This window comes from Helcococcus bovis, from assembly GCF_046035835.1.
Classification (GTDB): domain Bacteria; phylum Bacillota; class Clostridia; order Tissierellales; family Peptoniphilaceae; genus Helcococcus; species Helcococcus bovis.
The window spans coordinates 35,799-53,559 of record NZ_JBFNGB010000014.1 but is presented as its reverse complement, the minus strand read 5'-3'; the positions used below and the strand labels follow the sequence as shown (position 1 = coordinate 53,559).

14 protein-coding genes are annotated in these 17,761 nt (G+C 25.0%); 10 read left to right on the top strand and 4 right to left on the bottom strand.

The features are described 5' to 3' along the window. Positions 1-55: 55 nt before the first annotated feature. Positions 56-457: a Fur family transcriptional regulator gene (locus ABGF48_RS05810; protein ID WP_408105396.1), complete on the bottom strand. Its 402-nt coding sequence runs from the start codon at positions 455-457 to the stop codon at positions 56-58. 102 nt (positions 458-559) lie between these two features. Between ABGF48_RS05810 and ABGF48_RS05805 the strand changes: the two genes are divergently transcribed. From ABGF48_RS05805 to ABGF48_RS05795, 3 genes are read left to right on the top strand one after another with little or no spacing between them, the layout of a single operon-like run. Next, entirely contained in the window at positions 560-1,489 is a 930-nt protein-coding gene (locus ABGF48_RS05805) for a metal ABC transporter substrate-binding protein (RefSeq protein ID WP_408105395.1), read from the top strand. A gap of 15 nt (positions 1,490-1,504) precedes the next feature. Continuing rightward, a complete protein-coding gene (locus tag ABGF48_RS05800; RefSeq protein WP_408105394.1) occupies positions 1,505-2,173 on the top strand; it encodes a metal ABC transporter ATP-binding protein in 669 nt (222 codons plus the stop codon). Next, positions 2,166-2,969 carry a metal ABC transporter permease gene (locus ABGF48_RS05795; RefSeq protein ID WP_408105393.1) on the top strand — a complete coding sequence of 268 codons (804 nt, stop codon included), beginning with the start codon at positions 2,166-2,168 and terminating at the stop codon, positions 2,967-2,969. The genes ABGF48_RS05800 and ABGF48_RS05795 overlap by 8 nt, the downstream gene beginning before the upstream one ends. A gap of 54 nt (positions 2,970-3,023) precedes the next feature. On the opposite strand, the gene ABGF48_RS05790 is transcribed toward ABGF48_RS05795, so the two are convergent. Both ABGF48_RS05790 and ABGF48_RS05785 read right to left on the bottom strand, forming a co-directional pair. Then, positions 3,024-3,716, bottom strand: a complete 693-nt coding sequence (locus ABGF48_RS05790) for a sodium-dependent transporter (protein ID WP_408105397.1) — start codon at positions 3,714-3,716, stop codon at positions 3,024-3,026. A gap of 153 nt (positions 3,717-3,869) precedes the next feature. Then, a complete protein-coding gene (locus ABGF48_RS05785; protein WP_408105392.1) occupies positions 3,870-4,133 on the bottom strand; it encodes a hypothetical protein in 264 nt (87 codons plus the stop codon). Positions 4,134-4,353: 220 nt separating this feature from the next. Here ABGF48_RS05785 and ABGF48_RS05780 point away from each other — a divergent pair, with 220 nt between their 5' ends. After that, on the top strand, positions 4,354-10,176 hold the full coding sequence (locus ABGF48_RS05780; protein WP_408105391.1) for an endonuclease/exonuclease/phosphatase family protein: 5,823 nt from the start codon (positions 4,354-4,356) through the stop codon (positions 10,174-10,176). Between the two features lie 56 nt (positions 10,177-10,232). On the opposite strand, the gene ABGF48_RS05775 is transcribed toward ABGF48_RS05780, so the two are convergent. Further along, complete coding sequence (locus ABGF48_RS05775; RefSeq protein ID WP_408105390.1) at positions 10,233-11,954, bottom strand: Rqc2 family fibronectin-binding protein; 1,722 nt, start codon at positions 11,952-11,954, stop codon at positions 10,233-10,235. Positions 11,955-12,062: 108 nt separating this feature from the next. Between ABGF48_RS05775 and ABGF48_RS05770 the strand changes: the two genes are divergently transcribed. Genes ABGF48_RS05770 through def form a run of 6 tightly spaced genes read left to right on the top strand, consistent with a single transcriptional unit; the run spans position 12,063 to position 17,749 of the window. Continuing rightward, on the top strand, positions 12,063-12,950 hold the full coding sequence (locus tag ABGF48_RS05770) for a YicC/YloC family endoribonuclease (RefSeq protein WP_408105389.1): 888 nt from the start codon (positions 12,063-12,065) through the stop codon (positions 12,948-12,950). A gap of 13 nt (positions 12,951-12,963) precedes the next feature. Further along, entirely contained in the window at positions 12,964-13,533 is a 570-nt protein-coding gene (gmk, locus tag ABGF48_RS05765) for a guanylate kinase (protein WP_408105388.1), read from the top strand. 1 nt (position 13,534) lies between these two features. Beyond that, entirely contained in the window at positions 13,535-13,723 is a 189-nt protein-coding gene (rpoZ, locus tag ABGF48_RS05760) for a DNA-directed RNA polymerase subunit omega (protein ID WP_408105387.1), read from the top strand. A 2-nt stretch (positions 13,724-13,725) separates the two neighbouring features. Continuing rightward, positions 13,726-14,898: a bifunctional phosphopantothenoylcysteine decarboxylase/phosphopantothenate--cysteine ligase CoaBC gene (gene coaBC, locus ABGF48_RS05755; protein WP_408105386.1), complete on the top strand. Its 1,173-nt coding sequence runs from the start codon at positions 13,726-13,728 to the stop codon at positions 14,896-14,898. After that, positions 14,898-17,243, top strand: coding sequence for a primosomal protein N' (gene priA, locus ABGF48_RS05750; protein WP_408105385.1), 2,346 nt, complete (start codon positions 14,898-14,900; stop codon positions 17,241-17,243). Before coaBC ends, priA begins: the two co-directional genes overlap by 1 nt. Continuing rightward, positions 17,243-17,749 (top strand): peptide deformylase, encoded by a 507-nt coding sequence (def, locus tag ABGF48_RS05745; RefSeq protein ID WP_408105384.1) that lies wholly within the window; start codon positions 17,243-17,245, stop codon positions 17,747-17,749. The genes priA and def overlap by 1 nt, the downstream gene beginning before the upstream one ends. Positions 17,750-17,761: the final 12 nt, after the last annotated feature.

Genomic DNA, 17,761 nt, shown 5'->3' with positions numbered 1-17,761 from the left:
TATAAAAAAGGTATTGTTATTAACTCTTAAAAGTTTAAAACAATACCTTTGTTTTTTATTTTATATCATTTTGACATTCTTTACATATACCTGAAAATTCAAAACTATGTGATGTAATTTTAAATCCGGTATTTTTTTCTAAATCGTGCTCAATCTTATGAATTGGACAATCATCTATAATTATTGTCTTTTTACAATTTGTACAAATTAGTTGATGTTTATGATGAATTGAATTTAGTTGATAGTAGGAAATGTTATCCATACCGACTGACTTTAAAATTAATCCCTCTTCTAAAAAAGTAGATAAATTTCTATAAATAGAAGAAATTTTAATTTTTTCATTTTTTAAATTTTCATAAATTTGTTCAGCGCTTAAAGGCGAATTTTTTTCTAATAATTCTAATATTGATGCTCTTGTTTTTGTTGTCTTTAAGCCATGATTTTTTAATATATCCATTAAATCACCTCATATTGATTATACTATATATTTGACATTTTTCAATTATAAGTTATAATTTTAATGATAATAATTCTCATTTAATGAGAGAGGGAGTTTAATATGAAAAAATTAATTTTAGCATTAATATTAGTATTTTCAATTGCTTTAACAGGTTGTGCTGGAAACAATAATAATAAAGCTGGAGAAAAAAAATTAAAAGTTGTAGCATCATTTTTCCCTCCATATGATTTTGCAAAAAAAATCGGGGGAGATAAAATAGAATTAAGAAATTTAACACAAACAGGGGATGCACATTCTTACGAACCAAATATTCAAGATATGCAAGATATACATAATTCTGACCTTTTAATTATCAATGGTGCAGGATTTGAAGGTTGGGCAGATCAAGTAATTGAAAGTCAAACGGATTTGAAGGTTTTAGACCTTTCCAAAGGTATGGATTTGATTAAGGTTTCAGATGCTAATGCAACTGGTAAAAATGAAAATGATAAAAATACTGAATATGATCCTCATACATGGATGAACCCTAGTTATACAATAAAAATGTTAAAAAAAATTAAGGATAAATTTGTTGAATTAGATCCAAAAAATAAAAAATATTATGAAGATAATTATAATAAATACAATGAAGAATTTTTAAAATTAATTAAAGAACAAGAAGAGTTACTTGCAAAGTATAAGGGAAAATCATTTGTTGCTCCACATGCTGCATTTAATTATTTAACAGGTGGGGTTCTAAATCAACTAGCTATAGAAGGTATTAATTCTGTATCTGAACCAAATGCTGCAAGGATGAAGGAAATTGTTGAAGAGATGAAAAAAAATAATATTTCAACAGTATTTTATGAATATAAAAAGAGTGATAAAATTGCTAAGGCTATTGCCAATGAAATAGGTGGAGACGTTAAACCAATTTCAACATTAGAAGTAATTACACAAGAAGATGTTGATAATGGGGATGATTATATTAGTTTAATGAGGATGAATTATAAAAATTTAGCAGATTCATTTGAAATACAAAAAAATTAATAGATGTAGGTTTATATGAATATAATAGAAATAAATAATTTAAATTTTAGTTATGAAAAAACTGAAGTTTTACGAAATATAAATTTTAATATTGCAGAAAATGGATTTATTTGTTTAATGGGGAATAATGGTAGTGGAAAGTCGACATTACTAAAAATTTTAATTGGTGAGTTAAAAAATTATACTGGAAGTGTAAAAATTTTTAATACAGAATTAAATACGTTTAACGAATGGAATAAAATAGGATATGTACCTCAAGTGGATAGAAATAATATAACTAATTTTCCTATTTCTGTAAGAGAAATGATTCTATTAAATTTTTATTATGATTTTAATTTATTTAATTTGCCTAAAAAGAAGCATTTGACATTAGTTGAAGAAGTTTTACATTCTTTTAAAATTGAACATTTAGCTGATAAAAATTTTAATGAATTAAGTGGTGGGCAAAAGCAAAGAGTAATGATTGCAAAAGCGATGGTTCATAGTCCGGAATTATTAATTTTTGATGAACCAACAGTTGGAGTAGATGCTGAAAGTAAAAAAGTATTTTATGAATTAATCGATCATTTGCATAAATTTCATAATATTACTATAATTTTAGTTACACATGAACTAGAGTTTTCAGATAAATTAATAGATAGAAAGTTAGTATTAAAAGAGAAAGAGATAAGAGAATATGTTTAGTTATGTATTTATGCAAAGAGCATTTTTAGTTGGATTTTTCATTTCAATTATAATTCCTTTGATAGGAACAGTAGTTGTAAACAGAAAAACATCGACAATAGGGGACGCTTTATCACATACGACTCTAAGTGGACTTTTTTTAGGAATATTACTTGGATTTAATCCTATAATAGGGGGAATAGTTATAAGTGTTTTAGCAGCATTTTCAATAGAGGCACTTAGAAATAAATTCCCTAAAAATGGAGATATGGCAACAGCAATTATAATGAGTTTTGGTATTGGTTTAGCTTCTATATTATCAGATTTTATAGTTGCTGCACAAAATTTTGAATCTTTTTTATTTGGTTCAATAATTGCGATAACTATTTCTGACATTATAATTATATTTTCGGTTTCAATTATTGTAATTGGAGTATTTATTTATACTTATTATGGTTTAATGTTTATTTCTGTTGATCCAACTAGCGCTAGATTATCAGGTGTTAAAGTTAAACAAAATAATTATTTATTTACATTGCTATTGGCAATTACAATTGCACTTTCAGCAAGAATAGTTGGGATTTTAATTATCTCATCACTAATGGTTTTACCTGTTGCAACAGCTATGTTAATTGCTAAAAATTATAAGCAAACAGTTATAATTTCAATTTTATTAGGCATGGTTTATTTCTTCTTAGGATTAACTGGTGCTTTTTATTTAAAATTTAAACCAGGTGGATCTATAATTATGACTTCTGTTATTGGACTAGTTTTAATTATAATTTACAAATATTTAATAACTAAAAATGATGCTTAGAATTTAATGGTTCTTTGTTAAATACCCATAGAGCAAAAGTAGTGAAGGTGAATTTTATGCACCAACACTATTTATTGTAGAGCCTAAATTTCCAAGTGATAAACTAGAAATAATTGATATAATAAATATACCAATTGAAGATAATATTGTTGATTTTACTCTATTAATATTTTTATCATCTATTAAATATGAAACGGATGTCTCTAAAACTGATATTGTGCTTGTTAATCCTGCGAAAGTGAACAATAGAAAGAATATTGCTCCAAAAAATTGTCCACCAATCATTGAATTAAAGATATTTGGTAAAGATACAAATACTAATCCAGCACTTTCTGAAGGTTCTAGTCCAAAAGAAAATACTGCAGGAAATATAATTAACCCTGAAATCACAGCAACTAATGTGTCTAAAACTGCTACCTTAAATACTGAGGAAAATAAGTTTTCTTTTTTGTCAACATATGATCCATATGTTATCATAATTGCCATTACAATACTCAATGAGAAAAAGCTATGGCCAATTGCATATAAAACTGCAGATTTGTTATCAAAAAATGTTTTAAACTCTGTTTTAAATAAAAATTCTACACCTTTATATGAATCTTTTAATGTTAATGATTTTATAGCTAGTACTAATAGTAAAATAAATAGAATTGGCATTACAATATTTGATGCTTTTTCTATTACTTTATTTACTCCTTTTGAAACTACTAAAGCTGTAAAAAATAAAATAATTAATGTGTAAATTATTGGTTCAATTGGATTTTGAATAAAGTTAGTAAAATAAATAGAAATTTCATTTGTTGATTGATTAGAAAATCATTGAATAGATAAGTTACATAGTATTTTAGTGCCCCCACAAACTACAATATAATACCCTAGTATAATATAAGATGTTAGTATTTACATGATACCATTTTTATTTGGATATATTTGTTTAAAGCTATTTTTTGCATCTTTTTGTCCTTTTCTTCCTATTGCGATTTCAGAAATCATTAGTGGCATTCCAATTAAAAATATCATAAATAAATAAAAAATTAAAAATGCTCCACTAACTGATTTTCCAGCAACATAAGAAAATCTCCATATATTTCCTGCAACAACTGCTGATCCAGTAGTAGCTAAAATCATATCAATTGATGAATTGAATTCTTGTCTATTTTTCATAATAACTTCTTTAAATGTACTTATATATATTATCAAATATGTTATGAAGTGTAAAAATAAAAATATATGCATATATATCACGAATACACAAAATATAATTGAAAAAAATTGAATAAAATATGTATAAAACCTAGCTTAGGTTAATGTATAAAATTTTATTTGTATGTGTTGATAATTACTGGTAGAATATGATTGTAAAAAATATTTTGGGAGGACACCAATGAAAAAAGAACTACAATTAAGGAGAAAATTTGCTGTTATATTGCTTATTTTCTCTTTTTTAGTGCAGACAGCCGTTCCTATAGTAATTTACGCTAAAGAAGATAATAGTGTAATTTACAGTGTTGAGAAATTTAAGACAGATGTTAGAGATGGAGAAACAGTAAAAGTAAAAGGATATATAGGAGAACCTTGGAAAAAAACTAGAAGTAAAACTCGAAAGGTTACAAATTTTGAGTTAAGTGATAATTTAGAAAATCTCCATAAAACTGGTATTCCAGTTGAATATGATAGTACATTTGAAAAAAAATATTCAAATAGTTATGAAAATAATAAAGGTAAACTTGTAATTATTGAGGGGACTAAAAAAGGATATTTTAATACATCTGGATTAAAAAGTATAAAGTCCATTACTCCAGTAGAAACAGTTGATGAAAATTTAGATAATACATCACACGTTGATAAAGAAAAAATAAAAGAATCAACTGATAATGTAAAAAAAGAAAATGAAGAAGTTCTTGATGATAAAAATATTAAAGAAGAAAAAAATTTACAAGATGAAAATATCTCTAAAGATAAAGAAAATATTCAAGACATAGATAATTTAGACAACAGTATAAAAAGTAAAAAAACAAGTAAAGAAAAATCAAAAAATAAGAAAAAAACAGAAAGTAAGTTTAAAGATACATCTAAAACTAAAAAAGAAACTTTACAAGATAAAATTAAAAACTTAAAAGTTATAAGTATTTCAGATGCACTTAAAGAAGACTTAGGATATAGAATTACAACTAAAGGATATGTAATTTCAAGACCAGGTGCATTTGGATATCATAGTTTTGCAATTAGAGATGAAAATAATAAGGCTATTTTTGTACAAAGTTATTTAAATTTAAATGTAAAATATGGAGATTATATTTATATTACAGGTTATATAAATAAAAATAATGATGTAATTCAGCTAGAAAATATTGAGCAAGTCTTTGTTGATAAGAATACTACTAGTGAAAATAAATTTGTTTCAAATGAGTTAAAAATTAATGAAATTAATAATGATTATATATCTAATTTAATAAATGTAAAAGATGCTGTTGTTTTAGATTCAAGAGATTTAGGCTTTGCATTTTTAATTAATATAAAGCAAGATGAAAATCAAGCTGCAATTCTTATAAATAAAAATTCTAATATTAGTTTTAATAATATTTCTGATGGGTCAAAAATAAATGTTACAGGAATATTATCAAAATTTAATAACACATATCAAATAATGCCTTTTGAAGATGAACATTTAATGATAGATGGAAAAGAAGTATATAACTATGTAAAAGTAGGAGATATTCAGGGGGAAGGTTTAACATCTCCATTTGAAGGGAAAAAAGTAAAAGTTCAAAATGTTGTTGTTACAGCAATACATAATCAAAATAATTTTTATGTACAAGATATAGAAGATGATAAAAATGAAAAAACTTCTGATGGTATTTTAATAAATGTAAAATCAAAAGATAAAGAAATTAAACCAGGTAAAGTTTTAGAATTAGAAGGATATGTTTCTGAAGAATTTGGAGATGGATATCAAGAAAAAAAATATACAGATTTAACAATAACAAAAATAAATGTTACTGATTTTAAAATTAAAAAAATAGAATCTAAATTACCAGAACCTATTATTATTACTCAAGATTTATTAAATTCTATTTCAGAAAAAACAAAGAATAAAAAGTCATATGAAGATTATATAAATTTTTGGGAATCCAAAGAAAGCATGCTTGTAAATATAAAAGATGCTAAAACTTTAGGCCCGATGAATAAAGGGGAAATATTTGTAAGTCTTGATAAAACTGCAACTAGATATAATAAAATGCACGGTATAAATCTTACAGAATATGGTAATCCAGATATTATAGGATTATATGTGAAATCAAATAGTGTTGATAAAAAGGATAATTATGGAAATATAAAGGTAAATTCTGGAGATTACATTTCTGATTATACTGGTCCATTAACTTATGCTTATGGAGCATATAAAATATATGTACCATTAGATAATAGGGACAAACTAAGTAATGTTATAAAAAATAATAATCTAAATAGAGAAGTTACGCATATAGAATCAAAGAATGATTTACTAACAATTGCATCATATAATATACAAAACTTTGCACCAAAAAGTGGAAATACATCTCATGACAAAGTTGAAAAAATAGCAAATTCAATAAAAGATAATCTTAAAAATCCAGATATTATCTCACTTGTTGAGATGCAAGATGATAGTGGTAAATCAGATGATGCTGTAGTAAGTGCAAAAGAAAATGCCGAAGAATTAATAAAAGAAATAAAAAAAGTAAGCAATATAGTATATGAGTATAAAGATTTAGAGCCTTCAAATAATATGGATGGTGGAGAAAAAGGCTCAAATATTAGAGTTGGATTTTTATATAATCCAAATAGAGTAACTTTTGACAACATTGAAAAAATAGGTGAATCGAATTTTGAGTTTGAAGATGTAAGAAAATCATTAGCAGCTAATTTCACTTTTAATGGTAAAAAAGTATTGGTTATTGCAAACCATTTAAATTCAAAGAGGGGAGATGAACCTCAATTTGGTAAAAATCAGCCACCAGTAAATGGTTCAGAACCAAAGAGAGAAAAATTAGCTCAAATAATATACAAATATGTTGTTGATAAAAAAATAATCGATCCAAAATTAAATGTTGTATTAACAGGCGATTTTAATGATTTTGAATTTTCAAATACATTAAAAATATTAGAAGGAAGTATTTTAACAAACTTAGTTAAAAATTATGATGTAAGTGATAGATTTTCATATTTCCATAATGGAAATAGTCAAACGCTAGATCATATTTTAGTTTCAAATAAATTGGTAAATGATGCAAAATTTGATATGGTCCATATAAACTCTATGTTTATGGAAGAAAGTGGAAGAGCATCAGATCATGACCCGGTTATTGTTCAATTAAAATTAAATGATAATGTTGAAAATGTAAATGAATACAACATTCCAAAGGATAGTGATGAAATAACTCCTATAAAAAAATTATTTAGTTCAGAATTAGATAAAATATATAAAATAGAAGGTACAGTAATCTCTAAATCTGGAATATTTGGTAAAAATGGATTTTATATACAAGATGATGAAGGTTATGGAATTTATGTAAATAATGAATATAGAATAAATCTATTGCCTGGATATAAAGTAATATTAAAGGGAACTCTTGATAATTATTTTGGATTATTGGAATTAAAAAATGTAAATATTTTTGATAAAATTAAATCTGAAAAAATTAATCCTAAAGTAGTAAACATTGAAAATATTCCAGAAGAAAATCCATACACTCTTGTTAAACTTGAAAATTTATTAGTTAGATATATAGAAGAATCCAATTCTTATGGATCATCTAGATTTTTAGCTTTTGATGAAAATAATAATTCTATTAAAATTAATTATGATAATAGAGTTGGCGAAAAATATTCTGAATTAATAAAAAGGCTAAAAGAAGGATATAAAGTAAATATAACAGGAGTTTTAAGCTATAAAAATGGAATAGCAGAGTTGTTACCTGTTGATAAGGAAAATATACAAATTATATCCAATAATGTTAAACTGAATGATTATTATAAAATCGGGCAAGTGCAAGGTTTATCACACAAATCTAATTTAGAACAAAGGTATGTAAAATTAAAAGATGTTGTAGTAACATTTATTGATAGTGAAAACTCATTTTATATTCAAGATATAAATCCGGATGGAAATGATAAAACATCAGATGGTATTTACGTAAATTATAGAAATCATAAATTAAATGTTGGAGATAAAATAGAACTTGAAGGAAGAGTAAGAGAAATATTTGGAGATGGATATGGTTCAAAATATAAAAGTGATTTATCCATAACTCAAATTAATGCTTTAAAAACAACAAAAATTTCAGAAAATAATGATTTTAATATTTATGAAATTGATAAAGATAGTATACCTTCAAAATATATAGATAATGATAGATTTATGAAATTTGATCCAAAAGAAGATTCGATAGATTTTTGGGAATCTAAAGAAGGAATGATTGTTAAGTTAAATCAGGCTAAAGTTGTTGGTCCGCAATTATCTAAACAAATATATTTACTACCACACAACACTGATGAAACATTAAATAAATTAGGTGGTTACAACTTAAACGAAAGAAATAATCCAAATATTATTGGTGTATTAACAGATAAAGAAATTAAAGTAAAAGCAGGAGATGAAATATCAAATTATATTACTGGACCTGTAACATATAATTTTGGAGATTATAAAATATACGTTCCTTCTCAAGAAATTAAAATCAAAGAAGGTATTAAAGTTTATGATAAAACCGATATTGTAAAGGAAGATAATTCTTTAAATATTGCAACATATAATGTTGAAAACTTTACAGCACTAGATAATGGTGACGGAAGTACATCGGAAGATAAAGTGCAAAAAATAGCAAATTCTATCATAAATGATTTAAATGCACCAGATATCATAACTTTATTAGAAGTTCAAGATGATGATGGTCCAAAAAATGAAGGAAATGTTTCTGCTAAAAAGAGTGGTAAGAGATTGACGGATGCAATATCAAAAATTAAAAATGATCTTAAATATGAATATGTTGATGTAGATCCTGAAAATAATAAAGATGGCGGACAGCCAGGTGGAAATATACGTATTGGTTTAATCTATAATCCTGATAGAGTTCAATTTGAAAATGTAGAATCAATTGGAAAAAATAATCCATTATTTAATGGTGTTAGAAAATCACTAGTTGCAAATTTTATTTTTAAGAATGAAAAAATTATGGTAGTTGCAAATCATTTGAATTCTAAAATTGGAGATGATGCATTATTTGGATCAAAGCAACCACCATTATTTAAAACGGAAATTAAAAGAGTGAAATTAGCACAAGTAATAAATAACTATATATCTGAAAAATTAAAAGATAATCCAGAATTAAAAGTTGTTGTTACAGGAGATTTTAACGATTATGAAAATTCTAAGACATTAAAAACTATTGCGGGAGATGATTTAATAAATTTAGTTGATTCACATCCAAATGATGATAGATTTTCATTCTTCTTTAGAGGAGTAAGTCAAACTTTGGATCATATATTAGTTTCAAAAAATATTAAAAATAATATTAAATTTGATATGATACACATAAATTCATTATTTATGGAAGAACATGGAAGAGCATCTGATCATGATCCTGTAATGGTTAAAATTTTATTTATGAACAAATCAACTGAAGAAATTAATAAAACTAATACAGATAATTCAAATCATGAAAATGATAAAGTTGATATGTCTAATAAAAATCAGTCTACAAAAGTTGAAGACAACAATTTAGAAGATGTTTTGAAAAATAAAAATGTTGATTCTAGTTCTAATGATAGTTCTATAGAAGAAAATCTAGACATTAGTGAAAAAAATGTTTCTGTAATCGAAAATATGGATACTAGTGAAAAAAATGTTTCTGTAATTGAAAATAAGGATAATAGGGATAATAATGCTTATATAATAAAAAATCAAGATTTAATTAAGGATGAAAATTTGTCTAAAAAAACTGAAAATTTAGATAATTCAGAAAAAAAATATAAAAAAGATGATAAATTATCAGAAAAAGATGATGTGAAATCTAATGAAAAATTTGATTTAAAAGGTAAAAATAATAATAAAGTAGAAAATATAAATAAAACAAATATATTACTTTATGCATTAATACCAACATTAATAATTTCTGTGCTTATAATATCTTTAATAATAAAAAAAGAATTAAATAAAAATAATTAAAATTAAAAAGGATGATGCATATCATAAAATTTTATATGCTTCATCCTTACTTTTTATTAAAATTCCACATCATCTTCTAAGTCAATTCTAATTGTCTTAAAATCAGTATAATATACCATTCCAGGTTTTGAACCTTTTGCCTTATTTACATTTTTTTTAAATGTATAATCTACATCAATGTATCTATCATTACCATTTTTAGAATATTTTGCTGCTAAAAATGCAGCTTGAATGATTTCATCTTCAGTAATTTTTTGATTATTTTTTAGTATTACATGAGAACCTGGTAAATCTTTTATGTGGAAGAAATAATCGTCAGGATTGGCTACCCTTAAAGTTAAATACTCATTTTGTTTATTATTTTTCCCAACATAAATTATATTGTTATTTTTAGTGATAAATTTATGAGGTTCAGATGCTTTTTGTAATTTTTCTTTGTGTTTGGATTTTTGTTTTTTAATATAGCCTTCTTGATACATTTCTTCTCTAATTTCAATGATTTCTTCAATTGTTTCAGCATTCTTTAATTGATTATTTAGATTTATTAAATATTGTATATCTTGTTTTAATTTTGGTATAGATTCGTTTAATAAATTGAAACTTTTATGAAGTTTCTTTGAAATTTTATATTTTAATTCTATATTTTCCCACGCAGTTTTTGTTGGATTTAAATCTATACTTAGTTTTGTATTATCATAGAAATTATCTACTAAAATAGAAGTTTGTCCTTTTTTGATATTATATGCTGCACTAGATAATAAGTCACCTTCAATTCTGTATCTTTCATACTCTTTTGATTTTTCATAATCAGATCTTAAATTAGTAAGCTTATTTTCTGATTTAGTAAGAATATGTTCAACTATTTTGGATAAGTTACTTTTTGCTTGATTTAATGAGTTGTCATTTACATTTTCTTTATAATATAAATCTAAAGCTTCACTGATATTATCGAAAGACTTAGAATTATCGCCTTTATGAGTTAAATTCATGCAATAAAAATCGTCTATTTTTTCTTTATCATAGAAGATGAATGGTTTAAAATTATTTTCTAAAATATCAGTTTTTATTTTAATAAACTCATTATTTAATTTTTCTTTCTCTTCATCACTTAGTGAACTAAAAGCTCTATTTGACTCAATATTTGATTTATATGAAATCTCTTCAGCTATCTGTGGACCAAATCCTGTAAAAGTTGTATAGAACATTTTTTTGATAGAATATTTTTCAGGTATATTCAGATTGATTAAATTTTTTATATTATTTGTGATATCAATTTTATTATCTTTCAGTCTTATAAATTTAGTGCCAGGATATACAGCTCTAACACTACTCATTTCGTGAGAAATTCTTTTAATTGATTCAATTACTTTATACTCATCATTAGTTAAAACTATGTTGGAATATTTTCCCATTATATCCACTAATAATTTTTTGTTTGCATTAAATCCTAATTCATCCTTACTTATAAAAGAAAATTCGATACTTCTATCCAGGCCGATTTGATTAATTTCCTCAATTATAGAACTTTGTAAATGCTTTCTAAGTATCATGCTAAATTGAGGTGCTTTCGTTGGATTTTTATATTCTTGGTTTGTTAAATGTATCCTTGCATTTTGTGGATTTGAAGATATTAAAAGTTTATAATTTTCTTTATTGTTATATATATTAATTATTATTAGATAATCATTTATTTGGTATATTTTTTGTACTCTTCCACCTATTAATTTTTCATTAAATTCTTTTGTTAATGCTTTAATTGTAATTCCATCTGTTGCCATAGTTACTCCTTAAAAAAATTATATCATAAATGTTAAAAAAATTTAACATTGCTTTGACATTTAAAATAAATAAGAATATCATTAATATTATGGGAAGGAAGGTGTAATATGATTAAATCTATGACTGGTTTTGGAAAAAGTCATTTTCAAGATGAAAATCTTAATTTTAATATTGAAATAAAAACTGTTAATAGTCGTTATTTAGATATAAATATAAAAATGCCAAATCAGTTAAATTTTCTTGAAGATAAAATTAAAACTATTATAAAAAGCTATGTAAATAGAGGCAGAGTTGATGTTTTTATAAAGTCTGATTCTAGAAATATTGGAAAGAGCAATATTGTAGTTGATTTGGATAGTGCGAAAAAAATGTATGATAGTTTAAGATTAATTTCGGATTATCTATCATTATCTAATGAAAAATCAGAACCTAATTTGTCAGAAATTCTTAAAAATGAAGATATTCTTACTTATGAATCTCAAGATTTAGATGAAGAATACCTATTAAACATAGTCAAGGATACAATTGAAATTGCATTATCTGATGTTTTAAGAATGAGAACATTTGAGGGAGAAAATCTATATAAAGATTTAAATTCTAATATTGAAAAGTTAAATGTTTATGTTGAAGAAGTAAATAGAAATATTTCAGGAATAAAAGAAGAACTAAGAGTAAAAATTTATAAAAATATTTCTGAAATACTTGAAAAAAATATAATTGATGAAGATAGGCTTGCAAATGAAATTGTATATTATGCTGATAAAGTTGATATAAATGAAGAAATTACAAGATTACATTCACATATAGCTCACTTTAAGAAAATGTTAGAATCTTCTGATACTGTCGGAAAAAAATTGGATTTTATTACTCAAGAATTACTTAGAGAAACAAATACTATTGCATCAAAATCTTCTAAGATTGAAATAATAAATTTAGTAATAGAAATGAAAACTATTATTGAAAAAATTAAAGAACAAGTACAAAATATTGAATAGTTAAGGGGGAATTATGGACGGTTTTTTACTTGTGTTATCTGGACCATCTGGTGTGGGAAAGGGTACGATAGTTAAAGAAATCATGAAACAAAGAGATGATATTGTAACAAGTATTTCAGTAACTACAAGATATAAACGTGAAACAGAAGAAGAAGGAAGAGAGTATTTTTTTAAAACTGTTGACGAGTTTAATGAATTAGTAGATAATAATGCTTTATTGGAACATGCAGTTGTACATGGTAACAAATATGGTACACCAAAGCATTTTGTTGAAGAAAAAATAAAAGAAGGAAAAATAGTTATACTTGAAATTGATTTTCAAGGAGCTATACAAGTTATGAATAATTTTGATAATGCAGTTTATGTATTTGTTCTTCCTCCAAGAAAAAAAGATATCGAAGATAGATTAAGACATAGAGGCACAGAATCTGAAGAAAAAATTAAAACAAGATTAGAAACTGCAGAAAAAGAATTAGAACAACTAAAATTATATGATTATTACTTAGTAAATGATTACATTGATGTAGCAACAAAAAGATTAAGTGATATTATGAACGAAGAAAAAGCAAAAAGGAGACAATAATATGGTAAATCCATCATTTAGAGAATTAGAACAAGTAAGTAAATCAAGATATGACATCGCTATGATGACAGCAAAAAGAGCAAAAGAATTAATAGCAGGAGATAAACCTAAAGTTAAAACTAAAGCTGCAAAACCAGTTACAGTTGCATTAACAGAAATAATGGAAGGTAAAATCGAAAGCGAGGATTAATTATGCTTAAAGGCAAGAAAATTCTTATAGGTGTAAGTAGCGGGATTGCCATTTATAAAGTATTAAATTTAATCAGCTCATTAAGAAAAAAAGGTGCAGAAGTTGAAGTTATAATGACTGAGTCTGCAACAAGGTTTATAAATCCAATTACATTTGAAACTATATCAAATAATAAAGTTTATACAGATATGTTTATTCATCCTGATAAAGTTTTACATGTTGATATAACAAATGATGTAGATTTATTTTTAATTGCACCTGCTACAGCAAATACAATAGCAAAGGTATATGCAGGAATAGCAGATAATTTATTAACTACTGCAATTTTAGCATCAAAAGCACCTGTTGCATTTGCAGTTAGCACAAATACGAATATGTTATTGAATCCAATAACTCAAAGAAATATAAATGGACTAATGGATTTAGGTTATGATTTTATCGATTCAAATGAGGGGCAATTGGCATGTAACACTGTTGGTAAGGGAAGAATGGCGGAACCAGAAGAAATCTTAGAATTTATAGAATATAAATTAACTAAAAAAGATTTATCAGGACAAAAAGTCATTATTGCATCAGGTCCAACTATTTCAAAAATGGATCCTGTAAGATTTATTACAAACTATTCTAGTGGTAAAACCGGATATCAATTAGCTAAAAATGCTAGAAATAGAGGTGCAGAAGTTGTGTATATTACTGGAAGAGTAAGCACACCAAAGTTAGATTTAGTTAAAAATATAAAAGTCGAGACAAATGTTGATTTAAAAGACGCTATAGAACATGAGTTTTATAATTCAAATGCTTTGATAATGGCGGCAGCACCTGTTGATTATGAATTTGAAACAACAAGCGATCAAAAGATTAAAAAATCAACAGATACTGTTAATTATACATTAAAAAAATCGATGGATATTTTACAATATTTTGGAAATAAAAAAGTAAATCAAAAAATAATTGGTTTTGCAGCTGAAACAGAAAATGTTTTAGAAAATGCAAATAAGAAATTAGTAAAGAAAAATGCAGATTATATTATTGCAAATGATGTATCTAAAAAAAATGCAGGGTTTAATGTAGATACAAATATTATTACAGTTATTGGAAAAAACAAACAGAAAGAATATCCAATATTGTCTAAAAATGAAGTTGCAAATATAATTTTAGATTTGTTGGTGAAATAATGTTATATAATTTAATATTAAAATCTAAGACATCATTTTTAGATAGGATGTTTACTTATTATTCAAATGAAGAAATTCTTCCAGGAACAAGAGTAATAGTACCTTTTGGTAAAGGTGATACTAAAACAATAGGTATTGTAATTGAAAAAAAATTTGATGAAAATTTAAGTTTTGAAGCAAAAGAAATTATTGAAATATTAGATAATATGCCGATTGTTAGCCAAGAGTTAATAAATATAGTGTTTTATATGGTTAGAAATAATATTTCAGATTATTCATCTGCTATTAATGCTATATTGCCTCCAGGAAGTATAGACAAAGTTGAAGAATTTTATATTAACAATGAAAATGGTAATGACGAATTATCTATTTTTCTTGAAAATGAAAAGACTTTTAAAGAAATTGCTGAAAAATTTAATGGTAAATATTCTAAAACATACTTGAATGAACTGGTATTAAAAAAAGAATTATATTCATTTTTTGATTTAAAAAGTAAAGCAAGTGTAAAGTATGAAGAAATAGTTAGTTTATCAGAAAATATTGAAATTAACTTAAAAGGTAAAAAACAATTAGAGATTTTTGAATATCTATTAAAAAATGGAAAAACAGAAAAGAAAAAATTACTAGATGAAACAAATGCTACACTATCATCACTTAAAACACTCTTATCAAAAAATATAATTACTATCAAAAAAAATAGAATATATAGAAAAGTTTTAGATAATGTTGATAAATATAAAAAGCATGATTTAAATGTTGAACAAAAAGAAGTATACAATACTATTATTACAAGTAAATCAAATCATTTTTTATTAAATGGAGTTACAGGATCTGGCAAAACAGAAGTATATTTACAGTTGGTTGAAAAATATATTAATGAAGGTAAGGAAGCTATAATTTTAGTGCCAGAGATTTCACTTACACCACAAACTATTGATAGGTTTCAAGGTAGATTTGGTGAAAATATTGCAGTTTTACATTCTAAACTTAATATAAGTGAAAGAGCAGATCAATGGAGACTAATTAAAAATAAAAAAGTTAAAATTGTAGTGGGAGCAAGATCTGCTATTTTTGCTCCATTTGAAAACTTGGGTATCATAATAATTGATGAAGAACATGAGTCCTCATATAAATCAGAAAAAAATCCAAAATATTCTGCAATTGAAATAGCAAAACTTAGAGCAAAATTGAATAATGCGAAATTAATTTTAGGTACTGCTACACCATCAGTTAAAACTATGTATGATGTGAAAAAAGATGAAATTGAAATCTTAAATTTAAAAAATCGAGCAACTGGCGGAAATATGCCGGATATAAAAGTTGTCGATATGAGAGAAGAATTGAAATCGAATAATTTTACAATGTTTTCATATTTATTACAAGAAAATATAAAAAAAGCTCTTCAAAATAAAGAGCAGATTATTTTATTTTTAAATAAAAGAGGACATACTTCATTTGTATTTTGCAGAAGTTGTGGATATGTATATAAATGTGAAGCGTGTGATGTTGCTATGACATATCATAAAAGTAAAGATAGATTAATTTGTCACTACTGTGGTAGAACTGCAAAAAAAGATAAGATATGTAAAAATTGTGGAAGCAAATGGATAAAAGAATATGGTGCAGGAACTGAAATGTTGGAAGAACAAACAATACAAATGTTTCCAACTGCTAAAGTATATAGGATGGACGCGGACACTACAAGCACAAAAGATGACTACCAAAAGGTATATAATATGATGAAAAAAAAGGAAATAGATATACTTATTGGGACACAAATGCTAGCAAAAGGATTAGATTTTCCTAATGTATCAGTTGTTGGTATTGTTTCTGCGGATATAAGTTTAAATGTACCGGATTTTAGATCAGGAGAAAAAACTTTTAATCTAATTACTCAAGTAGCTGGAAGAGCTGGAAGAGGTAATGTTGCTGGAAAAGTTATAATTCAAACATACAATCCTGATAATTATGCTATTAATAGTGCATCTAATAATGATTATGATACATTTTATGAAAATGAAATAAATGAAAGGGAAAAGTTTAACTATCCACCTATTATTAATATTTTAAGGATTGGTTTTTCTTGCAAAGATAGAAGTTATGCAATAAGATTTGGACAAAATACAATGCTTAAAATAAATAGATTTATTCGTGAAAATAATATAAATTTAATAGAAATGACAGGTCCAACGCCTGCAATTGTAGAAAGAATTAATAACAGATATAGATTTGATATTATATTAAAATCGTCAAATAGAGATGATTTATTAGATATTGCAAAGATGATTAGATCTCAAAAAGCAGATAGTAAAATTTACCTAAATTATAATTTAGAGGAGGAATAATGGGAATTAGAACAGTCAGAGTTGTAGATGATCCAATTTTAGAAAAAAAAGCAAGAGAAATTAAAGAGATAGATGATAAATTACTTAGTTTATTGGATGATATGGTTGAAACAATGCATCAAGAAGATGGTATTGGATTAGCTGCTCCACAAGTAGGAATGTTAAAAAGATGCTTTGTTATGGATTTAGGAGATGGTAATATTTATAAAGTTATAAACCCTGAAATATTAGAATCAGAAGGAAGTGCAATAGATATTGAGGGATGTTTATCAATTCCTAATTTTAGAGGAACTATTGAAAGACCTGAAAAAATTAAAGCTAAATACTTAAATGAAAAAGGAGAAGAAGTTATTATAGAAGCTGATGGATTATTGGCGAGATGCTTCCAACATGAAAGAGATCATTTAGACGGAATTTTAATCAGTAAACATTTTATTGATAAAGTTACAGATGAAAATTTTGAAGAAATTAGAGATAAGATTGATTCACAAAGATATAAGAAATAACAGAAGGAGTAG

What these genes read in the sequence shown, in the direction of transcription:
- def (WP_408105384.1), top strand. Translation starts at nt 17,243, where the DNA reads ATGGGAATTAGAACAGTCAGAGTTGTAGATGATCCAATTTTAGAAAAA.
- ABGF48_RS05780 (WP_408105391.1), top strand. Translation starts at nt 4,354, where the DNA reads ATGAAAAAAGAACTACAATTAAGGAGAAAATTTGCTGTTATATTGCTT.
- ABGF48_RS05800 (WP_408105394.1), top strand. Translation starts at nt 1,505, where the DNA reads ATGAATATAATAGAAATAAATAATTTAAATTTTAGTTATGAAAAAACT.
- ABGF48_RS05770 (WP_408105389.1), top strand. Translation starts at nt 12,063, where the DNA reads ATGATTAAATCTATGACTGGTTTTGGAAAAAGTCATTTTCAAGATGAA.
- rpoZ (WP_408105387.1), top strand. Translation starts at nt 13,535, where the DNA reads ATGGTAAATCCATCATTTAGAGAATTAGAACAAGTAAGTAAATCAAGA.
- gmk (WP_408105388.1), top strand. Translation starts at nt 12,964, where the DNA reads ATGGACGGTTTTTTACTTGTGTTATCTGGACCATCTGGTGTGGGAAAG.
- ABGF48_RS05795 (WP_408105393.1), top strand. Translation starts at nt 2,166, where the DNA reads ATGTTTAGTTATGTATTTATGCAAAGAGCATTTTTAGTTGGATTTTTC.
- coaBC (WP_408105386.1), top strand. Translation starts at nt 13,726, where the DNA reads ATGCTTAAAGGCAAGAAAATTCTTATAGGTGTAAGTAGCGGGATTGCC.
- ABGF48_RS05775 (WP_408105390.1), bottom strand. Translation starts at nt 11,954, where the DNA reads ATGGCAACAGATGGAATTACAATTAAAGCATTAACAAAAGAATTTAAT.
- ABGF48_RS05785 (WP_408105392.1), bottom strand. Translation starts at nt 4,133, where the DNA reads ATGAAAAATAGACAAGAATTCAATTCATCAATTGATATGATTTTAGCT.
- priA (WP_408105385.1), top strand. Translation starts at nt 14,898, where the DNA reads ATGTTATATAATTTAATATTAAAATCTAAGACATCATTTTTAGATAGG.
- ABGF48_RS05810 (WP_408105396.1), bottom strand. Translation starts at nt 457, where the DNA reads ATGGATATATTAAAAAATCATGGCTTAAAGACAACAAAAACAAGAGCA.
- ABGF48_RS05805 (WP_408105395.1), top strand. Translation starts at nt 560, where the DNA reads ATGAAAAAATTAATTTTAGCATTAATATTAGTATTTTCAATTGCTTTA.